The following is a 14,001-nucleotide window of genomic DNA, read 5'->3' as shown; positions in this document are numbered from 1 at the left end:
ACATTTTGTATAGAAGTTTTCTTCCGGATACTGCTTACAAGCATAAAAAAACCAGTTGATTAAGCAACTGGTTCGCTAACAATTTCATATGAGATATTCATTCAACCAAAAGAATGCTTGTTCATAATCATCAAAAAACTTTACGGATTCTTTTGTATTGGCTTGTTGTAAATAATTCAGTATCTCCCCTTCTTCAAGGAGAAAAGCAATTGCCTTACTGTGACTCAAAATCGTTTCATTGAAAAACTTATCTTTCCATGCTTTTTGAACAGAAAAATGATCTGGCGTGTATCCTTTTCTATCTATCAACAATTTGTATTTCCGCCCCTCAGAAATGAATTGCTGACAAACCAGCTCGAAACCATTAAACCATTCATAAACATCATCCGTTTTAATCTTGCCGATAAGACGGGTAACAATTATATCTCCTAAAACTGTTGTGCTTACATTCGGCTTACTCAACTTGGAATCATCTCCCTTAGTTACAATTATGCGTAAAACCCTCATAAAATCAATAAGATAAAAGTGTTACGCAATAAAGCAACCTTATGTGCGAAAAGAACTTATGTGAAAGATGACCTTTTGTCGCTAATTTAAAAAGGGACAAACTCTCCAAACGGAGAAGCCTGTCCCAAAATCGTTCTATTTTATTTTGCATTAAAACTAACAATCGTGAATTAGAATAATGATTTAATACTTGCTAACACAGTAAGTACACCTACAATAATAACAAATACGTTACTCATTTTCCCTTTGTATTTAGCTAGTACTGGTACTTTTTGAATCGCATACATCGGTAATAGACATAAGATAGCAGCAACTAATGGACCGCTAAGTGAATCAATAATTCCAAGAATACTTGGATTTGCATAAGCAACATACCAGCATGTTAATACGACAAAAGTAAGGATTATTGTCTTAATTGTTTTTTCTTCTATATCTTTTCCACGTGTTTTACCGAACTTCATAATCACGTCACGCATTACCTCATATGCTCCGATATAGTGGCCAAGGAAAGACTTTGTAATAGCCACAAAAGCAATGATAGGAGCTGCAATCGTGATTACAGGCGAATTAAGCTCATTAGCAAGATATGAAAGGATTGATAAGTTCTGCTCTTTTGCCATTTTAATATCATCTGGAGTCAAACTCAATGTACTGCTCCAGACGAAGAACATAACAACCGCAAATGTCATGATATAACAAATCTTTTGTATTTGCGCACATTTCGCATCAGTAGCTTCTATCCCATACGTAGCTCTCTGTTTCACAACAAATGATGAAATCATAGGTGAATGATTAAATGAGAATACGATGATTGGTAGAATCATTAATATCGTTCCAAAATATCCTGTTCCTGTTGAAGCAGTAGAAATAGCTGAAAAACTAAGCATTGACGTATTCCACTGTGGAATTAAAGATATTGCGATAAAAAGTAGAGAAGCTATGAAAGGATACACTAGCATACTCATTACCTTTACAGTAATATCTTGACCAAAATTCAGTATAGCGATAAGACCAAGAACTAATACAAGTGATAAAATAGCCCTTGGAGGTTCTGGCATGTGCAATTGATGCACGATAAAACTACTTGCAGTATTTGTAAGCGCAACCGAATACATTAATACGATTGTATAAATTGAACCGAAATATACGATGTTAAAAATGATACTTGCTTTATTTCCGAAATACTCTCTAATTGTACCTGTGATCCCCTCATCAGCAGAATTAGAAGCGTATATCATTTTAGCAAGTGCCCTATGTGAGTAATACATAACTGGATACGCAAGCAATGTAATTAGTAGTAATGATAATAAACCACCTGAACCTGCATTAATCGGTAAAAAGAGCACCCCTGCTCCAATTGCAGTTCCAAATAGACTGAGTGCCCATGTAGTATCCTGCTTATGCCACTTTTTCGGATCTGCATATTGCTCATTTTTTAGTGCGATATTTTCAGCTTGAACTTCTATTTTCTTTGCAGTATTCCCGTTCATATAATAACTCCCCCTTGTATCTATTCCTGCGTCTCTCTTTATAGCTAACGAATATTTCCCTTTTTTAGAAAATGAATTCCTTACAAGTTGCCCCACATTGTATGTCCTTCATCATAATGAATCCAAATTGAAACATTCGCTAGTTAGCGTCCTAATATAATTGTTAGCGTTCACATAAAAGTTTACTCGTAATATCCGCCCTTTATATAAAGACCTCTTAAGAGAACAATATTGAATAGACTTCATAAATACGTTGCAACATTTCTAATAACAGTGTATTACTTTAATGGTTTCTCTTACTTACTTGTAACAGTAATTTTAGCTAAACCGGCCTCTCTTCATTTATGAGGCATTTCTTTCTCAATTCTATACATCACTTTCATAACTTCGGCAGCATTTATGGTATTGATTACACAAGCCACTGAAGCACTTTACATACATTTCGCCTCTAATCACACACCTTTCTTACTAGTAATCGCATTTTTTATATTTTCTCCAGAGATAATAAAATTTCTCTCGACGCCCTCATTATAACGTGTATATTTATAAAATTAATATTTTTATATTTTCAGAAATATTAATTGGAAATAATTTTACATGGATAACATTTTACAGTTAGCACACAACCCTTGTTCCTATCACTTATAACGGAATTAATTAGCATAAAATACAGTAAAATATGGTTTATCCGAGCTGCTCATTTTAAAAACACTTATATCCTTCTTTATCGAAAAATTTTATTTTAATTTCAAAAAGATATTCTAATAAATAATTAATGTGGTTAAAAAGAAATATCTTTTCGAATGCACAAACCAATTTTCAGGATATATATTATCGACATTGCATTCATATACATTTTTAGGAAAATACGTTTATTTGATAGCAATGAGAGGACCGCTAACATTTTGCAAAAACCTACGCTAAACAAAAAAATAAAATAAGCTGCCGATATAGACAGCTTATTTACATCATTATCAGGAGTGTGCAAACAACTCACTTCCATGTCATCTTAATTCGAGTTTTTTTAACTCTTCTTCAGGAATATCCCTATGTTTGTAATGAATCGTTTTTACATCATTTCCTTTTATACGAAAAATAATTGTGTCCTCTCCATAAGGTGGATTGTGCGCACCCTCAAAAGTTTGAATTTGAACAGTTACATAGAAAATAGAGTTTACTTCGTCTTTTTTTATTTCAAGTATTTTTTCAGAACCTCGATCCCATAGTTTTGGTTCCTTATAATAGTTTTCAACTTCTTTACTTATTGGCTCTAATAAGAGATTCATGACTACTTCTTTTAAAAACTGTTTTGGTACAGGTATTCTGTTGATTTTCTTTCTTTTCACATCTATAATTCCCCAAAAGTCACCGCTCTTTTCAACGGTATAAAGAACATTCGTACCGTCCTTTTTCCAAAGATAAAAATAACCTTTATTTCCCTTAATATATAATCGTGGTTCATCAATCCACTCACCTTCTGTTTGAACTATCCCTAGAAACAATTGAGTAAGTGGCGTTATCTTATAACCTAATTGATTAAAATCACCAAACGAATAAAGTTCATAACCGGTTAAATCTATGTCAAAGCTTTCATTTCTATTATTTTCTTTTTTTACAATTGCTTGAGCGGAAATACAGGGTAATAAAAAACTCAGAAAACATATGATGCTAATTATTTTCATTTTCATACCATCAATCACCTCTTTTATTAAAATGCAACAAAAGAGATGATATTATTGCACAATCCGCCCTATTAAAAGTAACTAATGTACGCTTTAAAATCCCCCATTAACTAGCTCTTTTATCGAGTTCAGTTTTGCAGAAAGCTCAATAAACCATTCTTCATCTCCTGTTAATAACGCAAGGTCTATAAGATAAAGGATTTGCTCCTTATTGATTACCTTTGATTCAGGGAGTTTGTTAACGTGTTTACTAAAGAGTAAAATCGCTTCGTTTTTTGTGTACTTATTGTCACGTTTCACAATACTAACTGTAACTATATCTTCTACGTCATCAAGTGATGCAATGTAACCAAGTATAAATTCACCTTCATTTGATATTCCACGAACCCAATCTCCCACTTTTAAAACATGATTATTATTTGACATCATACTTTTTCACCTTCTTATAAATATTTTTTGTGATGATAAAAAAGATATAAAAACTAACTTAAACTGTAATGTTTTTCATTACATTTAATTTTTAAGAACTCACGGTTATATAATAATTAAGCCGCTTAACGTTCTTGATTAATAAGATCAACAACTTCTTTCATTGTATAATTCTTTAAATATTCACCTAGATGTTCTTCCGCACCTAAGAAAATAGCAAAAAGAACTTTCCGCATGTTCGAACCTACAATACACTGATTATTTGATTCTGGACACTTCGGCTGCAATGCACCTTCTGAAGTTATTTGATAAATATGCCAAAGGTTCACTTCACCTAAATCTCGAGCAAAAATAAAACCTCCACCAGTTCCCTCTTTTGATTGTATAAACTTATGTTTTTTTAACAAACTTAGCACTTTGCGAATGCGCACTGGATGAACACCTGCACTTTCTGAAATAGCACTACTTGTTGACATCCGGTCTGGCTGTAAAGCTAAATAAGTTAAACTGTGAATGGCCAAGGTAAAGTCACTGTTCATTGTTTTCCTCCTACGATAAAAAATATGATTTCTCGCTTAGTAACATACTGTAGCCATAAATATTACAGATAGGTTAGTCAAACGTTAAAATATATAAGAAGCATGCTTAGCATGAAAAAATAAATTCCTTTATATTCTATCAGAACTCCCCTATATCTCCTAACTTCATTTAACTTTTTAAGTTGCAAATAGATTTAAACAGTCCACTGTTTCTTAACTTGTTCTTCTGCCAATTGTTTAATTTTTGTCCAAATCGTATCTTTACTCACAATAACATTTGTGTGATAGTTTCTATCTTTATAATTAACTGTAACACATACTTCAATCACTTCTGTTTCCTCCTTTCAAAATATTACTTATTAATTAGCCATTTTTTGCAATTCAATATTCAAAAATGTTCGAACGCTACGCGGTAAAAATTTGCGAATTTCTTCCTCATTAAAACCAACTTGTAATCTTTTTTCGTCCAGCATAATTGGACGACGTAACATTTGAGGATACTCAATTATTAATTTATAAAACTCATTAAGCGAAAGCGCCTCAATATTTATATTTAATTCCTGAAAAGTTTTAGATCTAGTTGAAATAATTTCAGTTGCACCCTCTTCAGTTAAACGAAGAATGGATTTAAGTTCATCGACTGTAAGAGAATTGGATACGATATTTTTTTCGGTATAATCAATTTGATGTTCTTCAAGCCATGCTTTTGCTTTTCGGCATGAACTACAGCTTGCTGTCGTATATAAAACCACCATATTCTACACACTCCTTTACTTTTTAAAATTATTATATAGATTATTGAAATGTATTAAAAAAAATTACAGTTTAAAATGAAATACACGTTATATTATTTATTCGAGAATATTTAATTTATCTGTTTTTTTACAAACGATAGCAACTCACTTCTAAAAACTATACTGTAATTTTAAACTTTACAGTTCTAATAATCAACTGTTAAGTCTTGGATGCATTCCATTAGCGGAACAAATCATTTTCTTTTGTTCGAACATCCCATAGTGTTACGGCTAACCACTTCCCCATGCACTTTAAAGTACATTTTATCCCGCTATTTGTGCAGTAACACTCCCGCCTCAAAATTCGGCAAGAGCGAAAAAGTTAGGTCGAAGTCGGGCTCCCCTTAATAACCCGATTGGTAAGGTCTAATTATATTTCACTTTATTCATTTCTTTCTTACATGTGCTACTATGAAATATATTTAGCATAATAAAAGCTACTGCATTGAATACAGCAGCATTGTAGGAGGAAATACGCAAACAAAAAAGCAAAGCGCGCACACTTTGCTTCTTACAAAATCTCTTTTAACTTTTTACCAATTAACTCCGCTAAATATTCATAACCTTGTCGGCCAAAATGTAAACCGTCTTTTTCATCATCTTCTACTAATCTTTTATACTGAGGCTCTTGAATCATTTCAGCATACAAATTTAGAAAATAGCTTCCTGTTTCTTTCGCCACTTCCTCTACTACGTCTGCATACTGACCAAGCACTTCATTTGTTCTACTATGCTGTCTTTCCTCATCAACTGGGGCAGGACTAATAAGCAGTACTTTATCTGACGAAATCTGTTTCACAATCTTCTCTAGGTTTTCTTTATATACTTGTAATGTCACTTGTGAAAATGAAACTGCATCATTCGTACCAAGAAAAACCGTAACAAAATCTGGTTTATATGATAATACATCTTCTTCAATTCTATGTAACGCATCGAACGTATTATCACCTGGAACACCTGCATTCACTACTTTCCAATTCGGGAACATCTCTTGCAAACGTGGCGTTAACCTCGGCGTTCCATTAAAAAATGTTTCATCAGCTGTAATACTATCACCGAAGCATACTAACGTTTTCATAGAGCTAACTCTCCTTTTACGTATGAAATAACTTTCCTTCTACTGCCTTAATATATCTTTCTGCAGAACGTTCCACTGCCTCATTTGCATTCTCTTTTACTACTCGATGAAAAGCGTTGTATAACCGATTAAACTGTAACGGCTTCACTCGATTCACCATTTCTTCCACTTTTCTCGCTGGTAATGGAATTAAGTTTGGATAGCTATACATAAAGCTTACCCATCGCTCATCCGCTACAACTTGAATAATATCACCTGTTAACAAAATACCTTTCCCATCATTTCCTTCTTCCCAATGTAAGACAGAACCGCCACTAAAATGTCCTCCGAGACGATGAATAGTAATTCCGTCAGCTAATTGTAAAGACTCACCAGACCAATAAATAATACGACTACTCGGACGCATCACCCACTCTTTATCATCTTCGTGTATATAAATTGGTACATCAAATGTCTCTGCCCATTCTACTTGCGTTGAATAATAATGTGGATGAGACAATGCAATTGCATCTAATCCGCCAAGCTCTTTTATTTTCGCAATCGTCATTTCATCTAAATAAGTAATGCAGTCCCATAGTAAACGATATGATTCTGTTTTCACTACAAATGCCGTTTGACCGATCGCAAACCCTGGTTTTGTCGTAATACTATAAAGCCCATTTTCTTCTTCAATTATTTCATTTTTATATGTATCACTCGTTTGCAAGTTTTCTAAAGTCGTCCAAGACTGCCCTTTCGGATTAATATATTGCCTTTCTTCATCACAAATATGACAACTCACCGGTTCCTCTACACTCGCTGCATACTGCACACCACATGTTGTACAAACGTAATTTTTCATAATAAATTCCCCTATCCCTAATTTTTTATTAAGCTGATTTTTGTTGATAATGATCTGCTTTTTTATTTTCAATTACTAAACTTATAAAAGTAAGTAAATAAACAGCTGTAACCGATAATGGAATTACAGTAAATCCTTTTTCTGCAAAAAGAATCCCACAAACTGACGTTACGAATACAGTCCCTACCGACAATACACCATAACTTTTGCTTTCATAAATCCATACGTACGGGATAAAATGAACACCTATTAACATCGCTACTACAAAAGGTAACCATTCTGGAAATTGAAAATAGGCAAGTAATACAAGCGGAATATTTAATACATTTATCCCACCAATTAATCCTGCCAAAATCCCTAACGGATTTCCTTTCGCAAACATATCAATTTTCAATATAGCAGCTATCATTAAACCGAAAGGAAATACACATCCCATACCAATTAAATATACCCACACAACTTGTTTTTCCGGAAGAACAAAGCCCGTTATACTCATAACTATCCAAAATAAAACGCCGGCTAATATAATCGGTAATCCTCTCTTCGTTTTGATTGCTAAATCCTTTTTCGCTTCTGCAACATTCATCTCACCATCTCCCCAAAAATATTTGTGCTATAAAGTAGTCTCAACCTCACCCATCCAATAACGCCAAGCTTCCAAGTAATCTTCTAAATCTTTCGGATGGTGTCTTAAACATGTATCTATACGCAAATATAATCCTATGACTATTTCTTCATATAAATCATGGTCTTTTCTATGAAATACACACTGTTTCATCGCATAATTAATTGTTTCTTTTGTTACATCTTCCGGAGTTGAACAGAACGCGTAAATTAAATCGTATATAGGATTTCCTAACACTGGTAAGGGATCAATTACTCCCTGTAACCTATTCTCTTGAAATATAAAATTATGGAATCCGAAATCGCCATGCAATAAAAAAGGCTGATTTATTCCAGTCCCCCTATTTGGACTATTTGCTAACTTAAGAACTGTTCTATACTCTTCCTCACCTATGTATCGTCTTACATTTTCATAAGCTTCCATCACATTTGTCGTTAAAAATTCATTCCAAGATTGAACCGGACTTTCTTTCCATCCCCAGCCATATGCCTCTGGAATCATTTTATACTTATTGATAACTTCTTTTACAAGTGTACGAAGCGTACTTCGTTTATATCCTTGTTCGCACGAAATACTACCTTCAAGAAAAGAATACACAATATACGTATGGAAAGGTTCCTTATACAAAAGCTTTGAAAACAAAGTATTCCCCTCATAAAAAGAAAGAAAATTAGCTTCTTCACGTATTACTTCCGCTTCATTCAGCTTTACAACATATTTTCCGTCCAATAAATATACCGTACTTGTCGTTCCTCCGTTCAACACTTTTATGCTATTTGGATAATGTGAAATCACGTTCTCCTTAACTAGTTGTGCAGCAATTATTGAAATGTCCATTCCCTCACCCTTCAATCCCGAAGATTCCCTCAATTCAAAAGACAACTTTACTATTATTTGACAAACGAATAGGAAACCCCTTCCAAAATCTTAATATAACAAAAATTCATTTACTTTTATATTTCAAAAATAAGGAAATACTAACAACAACGTTACATACATATAGGAGGACACCATGAAACCTGAATTTTTAAAAGCTGTACATGATGCAATCGGAAATGTCGAACACATTCATATAGAAGAAAGCGGTGCCGACAGCTTGCTTATCCATCATGATGATGCAAAGCAGTTACAACAAGTTGCTGAAACGTTAGAAAATAACAATTTTCGCTCTGCTTTAAGAACAACTGGAGATGCTTCGTATATTGAAGTATTGAACAGATAATAAAAGTCCGGATGTATGCCGGGCTTTCTTTTTTTATATTAAAACTTCAAACTCTTTCACATATACCGCTGTTCCAGCAATATCAATTTGTAAATTATCATTTTCTACATAATTCCTTTATTTTCAATATTACACCAAAAATACACAAAAAGTTCCAAATACCCACAATATTCACTAACAGAATTATAAAGAAAAAACCCAGTTATGCTTTGTACATAACTGGATTCATCATCATCATCATCTAATCGCTTTTATTTTACAAATACATCTTCTCTTAATTCCCTCTTCAACACTTTCCCTAAAGCATTTTTCGGTAATTCTTCCATAAATACAACTTTGGGTATTTTATAACTTGCTAGTTTTTCTTTACAATGCTGTATAATTTCTTCTTCCATTAAAGACGTTTGCATATCTTTTACAATGTACGCAGTCGGAACCTCACCCCAAAAGTCATCCGGAACCCCAACTACTGCAACTTCTAGAACACCATGTATTTCATGAATAACATCTTCTACTTGATCTGGATATACGTTGTCACCACCGCGTATGATAACGTCTTTATATCTTCCCATAATATGCAGGAATCCGTCGTCATCTATCATGCCAGCATCGCCCATGTTAAACCAATTATCTTTTACTACCTTCTTTGTCGCCTTTTCATTATTCCAATACCCTTTAAACATGTATGGACTTCTTACATGAATTTCGCCAACTTCATTTGTTGTTAGTTCATCACCTGTTTCTGGATGAACAATTTTCAGCTCTACATGTTTCAAAGTTTTCCCTACAGAAGACATCTTTTCTTTTCCCATCATTGGATGCCATGAAGTTACAACCCAACCTTCTGTACTCCCATAACCTTGTACCATGTATATTCCTTTTTCCATATATTTTTGAATGAGTGTTTCTGGCACTTTTGTACCACCGCTTTGCGCTACTTTAAAAGTCGAAATGTTACGTTCTTTTTTATTTAACTCATCAAGCATGTAGCTATAAACAGCCGGGAATGCAAGCATCGTAGTAATTTTCTCTTCTTCAATCGTATCCCAAATCAGACTAGGATTCGAATCTGCTAAGAAGATCATCGTAACGCCATGATAAATACAATTTAAAATAGAAAGCACGCCACTCATATGAAATAATGGATGCACGGATAAAAAGCGTTCACCCGCTGGTATTTCTCTTTGTCCTGCAATCTCAGCAAAATAGTGATGTAAGTTTTTATGCCCAATCACACACGCTTTTGCCTGTCCAGTCGTTCCTGAAGTAAATAAATAAATCGCATCATCCTCTTCATGAACTTCTACATTCGGCTCTGTATTTGGCTGTTCTTGTAATTTAAGTTCAAATAAACCAAAACCTTCTTCTGTCGTTTTAATTACATAAGGAATTTCCTTAACAGCATCAATTTTTAATACAACTTCATTAAATTCTTCATCAATAACTAATACTTTTAATTTTGCTTCCTTTACAATCGTTTCTAATTCATAAGCAGTAAGCTGATGATTTAGCGGAATACATACAGCTCCAATTTTTAAACTTGCCATCATAACGCTTGGAAATGGATGATTATTTTTGCATAGTATTCCAATACGATCTCCTCTTTGTACACCTTTATGTAACAAATAGTGTGCAAGTTGATTTACTCGTTCATTATATTGCTGAAACGAATACCTTTTCTCTCCCCCTACAAGCGCTTCCAAATTTGGTGATTGCATTGCTCTTTTTTGTAATAATTTTTGCATCGTTCTCAAGTAAAACTCCCCTTTATATATGTTAGGTTTTTTATTTTACCAGATTAACTATTAATTTACTAAAGATTACACTTAGTGAATATAAATCCAATAAAAATAGCCATCTACTTAACAAGTAAATGGCTATTTCCTCTTATACATTAGAATACTCCTTATTCATCACATAGCGCACATACTCCGGTGCACTTTTATCAATCTCTTCATCACTTAATTTATATTCGGCACCATATAAATAAAATGAAGGTATAAATTTCATGTCTGTATATAAGCACGTAGCTTGAAATGGTTTCGTTAATTCACCCATTGTGATTCCACTATTTTCATAGTCTTTTTCTAATCCCCCTATAGAAATAGCTACACCAAACTCTTTCCCTTTCACTTTATCCCCTTTTGATCCGTAAGCAAATCCATATGTTAATACATCGTCAAACCATTTTTTCAATAAAGGTGGTGAGCTATACCAATAGAGCGGAAATTGAAATATATATCGGTCGTGCTCTACTAACAGCTTTTGTTCCTCTTCCACATTAAACTCCCAATTTGGTGCCACTTTATATAATTCATGCACCGTAATTTCATCCGAATATTTCTCAAGTTCTTCAATCCACCTTTTGTTAATTTTTGATTTTTCAATATCAGGATGTGCTACAATTACAAGTGTTTTCATCATCTTCCATCCCCCTTAGAAATTATTCAATCCTTTACGTATTAGTATGAACGAGTTACATATAATTGAAAAGTACGTACTTTAAAGTGCTATAGGAACCTTAAAGTACCTGTGGAGGTGTTATATGAATCAAAATGAAGACTGCCCAATTGCAACGACACTCGATGTAATCGGCGGAAAATGGAAAGTTCATATTTTATGTGTTTTGATGGATGGAAAAATGCGAACAAATGAAATCCGACGAGAAATCCCAAACATTACACAAAAAGTTCTTACACAACAACTTCGGCAACTTGAAGCTGACGGGATTATCCATCGTACTGTATATCAAGAAGTACCACCAAAGGTTGAATACACAATAAGTGACTACGGGAAATCTTTAATGCAAATTATGGATGAACTATGTGAATGGGGAAAAGATCATCAAATGAAAAGGTTACATGACTAGAAAAGTACTATACACTTTGTTTAATCCTCTACGTTTATATTTTGTATTTTTATAAAGCTTATTTTTATCGTCTTTAGGCTAACTTGTTTTCTTAGATTGATGGACGTGACCCCACATCCATCAATCTAAAAAGATATAATTAGAAAAATGAAATTTCTATAAAGTTCCGCATATAAACACTGCTTCCCCTCATTAAACGCTCGCCCTATTTTTTCGAATTTCAATTGTACGTAAGCTATAAAGGAGCGCCCCTAAACCGAGAATTTTTTCATTATTAGACGCATTAGAACCTAATGTAATAGTAGGTACATTTAAACCCACGAACCTTTCACTCCATTCTATAGGCATAAATCCTTGCTTACCGATTGCTAATGTACGCCCATCTATTGTACGAAGCGTACTTTGAATAAAATCAAACTCAACTTCTACATCGGACAATTTTGTGGCTTTATCAGTCAGCAAAGTACCACGTATCATAGTAAATCCTTGTATCATTTTTTCTTTAAACATACCTATCTGATTATAATTTGAATCATAGATTACCCAATCATACCCGTCCACTTCAGTATGAAAATAGGCTAGAATTTCCCCGCTACTCGTTTCTAGTCCATAAACATCTTTATTATGTAAAAAAGGTATTACTGAAAAAAGAATGTTAGATGAAACCATCTTTGTTCCTGCAACATATCCGCCATCAGGATGATATAAACCATATTGCTTGTTCCGCTTAGGTAATTCTAATACGACAAAAGTCTCCACATCCCAAAACGTCATATTACTTTTCACCGTATTCTTTTGTATCAAATCCCCTTTTCTTACCTGCCAAAATCCAATTCCAAAAAAGATAGAAGAAGCGATAACAAAAAAGATAATCTGCCCCCAATTAACATATCCCCAATCGTCATATACAGCGCATAACGCAAGAATAAAAATACCCGTTCCAATTAACAGTTTAAACTTCCCTTTTCGCTTATAGTAATCAAATAATTCCATTTCTTTATTTCCACCCCTTATTTGTCTTTCCTATCTCTTAATATATCAAAAAATTAATGATATCCTCTATCCTAAGATTGTTATTCTCCACTACGAAGTGGAAACAACAATCTTGAAGTGGCAAAAGTTTTACTAGACAACAATATTGATATGGAATTATTTATTACTATACAATCTAAACAGTCACTCTTTAAGCTAAGCTTAACAATATCTCTTTTGTACGTTTATCCGTTACTTCATAATAAATTTCTAACCCTTTCCGAGTACCTGTAACGACTTTAGTAGCTTTTAGTTTAGATAAATGTTGACTAATTGTACTTTGAGGCATTTGTAACATTTCATACATTGTCGTTACGTTAATAGGGCCTTTTGCAAGCATTATTTTTACTAATGATAAACGGACAGGATGTGCCAATACCTTCAATACTTCAGTGATTTCTTCATACATTTCTTTCATATTTTTTCTCTCCTTTTATATAAACATTAATGATATCCATATATATAATTCGAAAGGATATACGATTTTGTGTCCGTCATTTTAAAAAAATATTAAAAAATCTCTTCAGATGGAAAGAATCCCCCTCTGTTCAATATTCTATAGATTTTTCTTTCACTCGATATTATGTGGTAGGAACTTTCCTTACTGAGACCCTCTTCCATTGTTCTCTTACTGATGTCCATTATTCCCTTGCGATCCTCTTCCGTTATTCTCTTGCTGATTCTCACTATTCCCTTGCGATTCTCTTCCGTTGTTTCCTTGCCCATTTCCATTATTCCCTTGCGATTCTCTTCCGTTGTTTCCTTGCCCATTTCCATTATTCCCTTGCGATCCTCTTCCGTTGTTCCCTTGCTGATGTCCATTATTCCCTTGCGATCCTCTACCATTGTTTTCTTGCTGATGCCCATTATTCCCTTGAGACCCTCTACCATTG

Annotated in this window: 17 protein-coding genes and 1 pseudogene; 2 read left to right on the top strand and 16 right to left on the bottom strand. The window is 33.7% G+C overall.

Annotation, left to right across the window (positions count from 1 at the left end):
* Positions 1–84 precede the first annotated feature (84 nt).
* The 11 genes and pseudogenes from ACXY7N_RS11145 to ACXY7N_RS11095 all read right to left on the bottom strand — a co-directional run bounded on the left by ACXY7N_RS11145 (position 85) and on the right by ACXY7N_RS11095 (position 8,822).
* Positions 85–536: pseudogene (locus tag ACXY7N_RS11145) on the bottom strand (SpoIIAA family protein).
* A 141-nt stretch (positions 537–677) separates the two neighbouring features.
* The gene (locus ACXY7N_RS11140) at positions 678–1,997 is read right to left on the bottom strand and encodes an aromatic amino acid transport family protein (RefSeq protein ID WP_488592404.1); all 1,320 of its coding nucleotides are present in this window, start codon (positions 1,995–1,997) and stop codon (positions 678–680) included.
* A gap of 1,004 nt (positions 1,998–3,001) precedes the next feature.
* A complete protein-coding gene (locus ACXY7N_RS11135) occupies positions 3,002–3,685 on the bottom strand; it encodes a DUF3888 domain-containing protein (protein WP_488592403.1) in 684 nt (227 codons plus the stop codon).
* An 87-nt stretch (positions 3,686–3,772) separates the two neighbouring features.
* Positions 3,773–4,108, bottom strand: coding sequence for an IDEAL domain-containing protein (locus tag ACXY7N_RS11130; RefSeq protein ID WP_016086992.1), 336 nt, complete (start codon positions 4,106–4,108; stop codon positions 3,773–3,775).
* A 125-nt stretch (positions 4,109–4,233) separates the two neighbouring features.
* Positions 4,234–4,647, bottom strand: coding sequence for an Rrf2-family transcriptional regulator SaiR (gene saiR, locus ACXY7N_RS11125; RefSeq protein ID WP_016086991.1), 414 nt, complete (start codon positions 4,645–4,647; stop codon positions 4,234–4,236).
* 194 nt (positions 4,648–4,841) lie between these two features.
* Positions 4,842–4,976, bottom strand: a complete 135-nt coding sequence (locus ACXY7N_RS11120; protein WP_000573513.1) for a BA3454 family stress response protein — start codon at positions 4,974–4,976, stop codon at positions 4,842–4,844.
* Positions 4,977–5,006: 30 nt separating this feature from the next.
* The gene (gene spxA, locus ACXY7N_RS11115) at positions 5,007–5,402 is read right to left on the bottom strand and encodes a transcriptional regulator SpxA (RefSeq protein WP_016086990.1); all 396 of its coding nucleotides are present in this window, start codon (positions 5,400–5,402) and stop codon (positions 5,007–5,009) included.
* Positions 5,403–5,952: 550 nt separating this feature from the next.
* Positions 5,953–6,519 (bottom strand): SGNH/GDSL hydrolase family protein, encoded by a 567-nt coding sequence (locus ACXY7N_RS11110; RefSeq protein ID WP_016086989.1) that lies wholly within the window; start codon positions 6,517–6,519, stop codon positions 5,953–5,955.
* Between the two features lie 16 nt (positions 6,520–6,535).
* Positions 6,536–7,360: an MBL fold metallo-hydrolase gene (locus ACXY7N_RS11105; protein ID WP_016135033.1), complete on the bottom strand. Its 825-nt coding sequence runs from the start codon at positions 7,358–7,360 to the stop codon at positions 6,536–6,538.
* A 28-nt stretch (positions 7,361–7,388) separates the two neighbouring features.
* Positions 7,389–7,946, bottom strand: a complete 558-nt coding sequence (locus tag ACXY7N_RS11100) for a DUF7010 family protein (RefSeq protein ID WP_016135034.1) — start codon at positions 7,944–7,946, stop codon at positions 7,389–7,391.
* A gap of 27 nt (positions 7,947–7,973) precedes the next feature.
* On the bottom strand, positions 7,974–8,822 hold the full coding sequence (locus ACXY7N_RS11095) for a phosphotransferase (protein ID WP_016135035.1): 849 nt from the start codon (positions 8,820–8,822) through the stop codon (positions 7,974–7,976).
* 175 nt (positions 8,823–8,997) lie between these two features.
* Between ACXY7N_RS11095 and ACXY7N_RS11090 the strand changes: the two genes are divergently transcribed.
* The gene (locus ACXY7N_RS11090) at positions 8,998–9,207 is read left to right on the top strand and encodes a hypothetical protein (protein ID WP_016086985.1); all 210 of its coding nucleotides are present in this window, start codon (positions 8,998–9,000) and stop codon (positions 9,205–9,207) included.
* A 251-nt stretch (positions 9,208–9,458) separates the two neighbouring features.
* Here the strand turns inward: ACXY7N_RS11090 and ACXY7N_RS11085 are convergent, their stop codons facing one another.
* Both ACXY7N_RS11085 and ACXY7N_RS11080 read right to left on the bottom strand, forming a co-directional pair.
* On the bottom strand, positions 9,459–10,961 hold the full coding sequence (locus ACXY7N_RS11085) for a class I adenylate-forming enzyme family protein (RefSeq protein WP_016086979.1): 1,503 nt from the start codon (positions 10,959–10,961) through the stop codon (positions 9,459–9,461).
* Positions 10,962–11,094: 133 nt separating this feature from the next.
* Positions 11,095–11,628, bottom strand: a complete 534-nt coding sequence (locus ACXY7N_RS11080; RefSeq protein WP_016135036.1) for an NAD(P)H-dependent oxidoreductase — start codon at positions 11,626–11,628, stop codon at positions 11,095–11,097.
* Positions 11,629–11,752: 124 nt separating this feature from the next.
* Between ACXY7N_RS11080 and ACXY7N_RS11075 the strand changes: the two genes are divergently transcribed.
* Positions 11,753–12,076, top strand: coding sequence for a winged helix-turn-helix transcriptional regulator (locus ACXY7N_RS11075; RefSeq protein ID WP_016086977.1), 324 nt, complete (start codon positions 11,753–11,755; stop codon positions 12,074–12,076).
* Positions 12,077–12,268: 192 nt separating this feature from the next.
* Here ACXY7N_RS11075 and ACXY7N_RS11070 read toward each other — a convergent pair whose 3' ends face one another.
* The 3 genes from ACXY7N_RS11070 to ACXY7N_RS11060 all read right to left on the bottom strand — a co-directional run.
* On the bottom strand, positions 12,269–13,069 hold the full coding sequence (locus tag ACXY7N_RS11070) for an ABC transporter ATP-binding protein (protein WP_098986756.1): 801 nt from the start codon (positions 13,067–13,069) through the stop codon (positions 12,269–12,271).
* Positions 13,070–13,259: 190 nt separating this feature from the next.
* A complete protein-coding gene (locus tag ACXY7N_RS11065; protein ID WP_016135038.1) occupies positions 13,260–13,526 on the bottom strand; it encodes an ArsR/SmtB family transcription factor in 267 nt (88 codons plus the stop codon).
* Positions 13,527–13,736: 210 nt separating this feature from the next.
* Positions 13,737–14,001, bottom strand: a 265-nt coding sequence (locus ACXY7N_RS11060; RefSeq protein ID WP_488592402.1) for a hypothetical protein, incomplete at its 5' end; no start/stop codon positions are given.

The organism is Bacillus sp. 5w2 (assembly GCF_054353775.1).
The sequence above is the reverse complement of the archived record's forward strand: the minus strand, read 5'-3'. Positions and strand labels throughout refer to the sequence as shown.

Coding starts and splice junctions, on each gene's coding strand:
- ACXY7N_RS11140 (WP_488592404.1), bottom strand. CDS start 1,997: ATGAACGGGAATACTGCAAAGAAAATAGAAGTTCAAGCTGAAAATATC.
- ACXY7N_RS11135 (WP_488592403.1), bottom strand. CDS start 3,685: ATGAAAATGAAAATAATTAGCATCATATGTTTTCTGAGTTTTTTATTA.
- ACXY7N_RS11130 (WP_016086992.1), bottom strand. CDS start 4,108: ATGATGTCAAATAATAATCATGTTTTAAAAGTGGGAGATTGGGTTCGT.
- saiR (WP_016086991.1), bottom strand. CDS start 4,647: ATGAACAGTGACTTTACCTTGGCCATTCACAGTTTAACTTATTTAGCT.
- spxA (WP_016086990.1), bottom strand. CDS start 5,402: ATGGTGGTTTTATATACGACAGCAAGCTGTAGTTCATGCCGAAAAGCA.
- ACXY7N_RS11110 (WP_016086989.1), bottom strand. CDS start 6,519: ATGAAAACGTTAGTATGCTTCGGTGATAGTATTACAGCTGATGAAACA.
- ACXY7N_RS11105 (WP_016135033.1), bottom strand. CDS start 7,360: ATGAAAAATTACGTTTGTACAACATGTGGTGTGCAGTATGCAGCGAGT.
- ACXY7N_RS11100 (WP_016135034.1), bottom strand. CDS start 7,946: ATGAATGTTGCAGAAGCGAAAAAGGATTTAGCAATCAAAACGAAGAGA.
- ACXY7N_RS11095 (WP_016135035.1), bottom strand. CDS start 8,822: ATGGACATTTCAATAATTGCTGCACAACTAGTTAAGGAGAACGTGATT.
- ACXY7N_RS11090 (WP_016086985.1), top strand. CDS start 8,998: ATGAAACCTGAATTTTTAAAAGCTGTACATGATGCAATCGGAAATGTC.
- ACXY7N_RS11080 (WP_016135036.1), bottom strand. CDS start 11,628: ATGAAAACACTTGTAATTGTAGCACATCCTGATATTGAAAAATCAAAA.
- ACXY7N_RS11075 (WP_016086977.1), top strand. CDS start 11,753: ATGAATCAAAATGAAGACTGCCCAATTGCAACGACACTCGATGTAATC.
- ACXY7N_RS11070 (WP_098986756.1), bottom strand. CDS start 13,069: ATGGAATTATTTGATTACTATAAGCGAAAAGGGAAGTTTAAACTGTTA.
- ACXY7N_RS11065 (WP_016135038.1), bottom strand. CDS start 13,526: ATGAAAGAAATGTATGAAGAAATCACTGAAGTATTGAAGGTATTGGCA.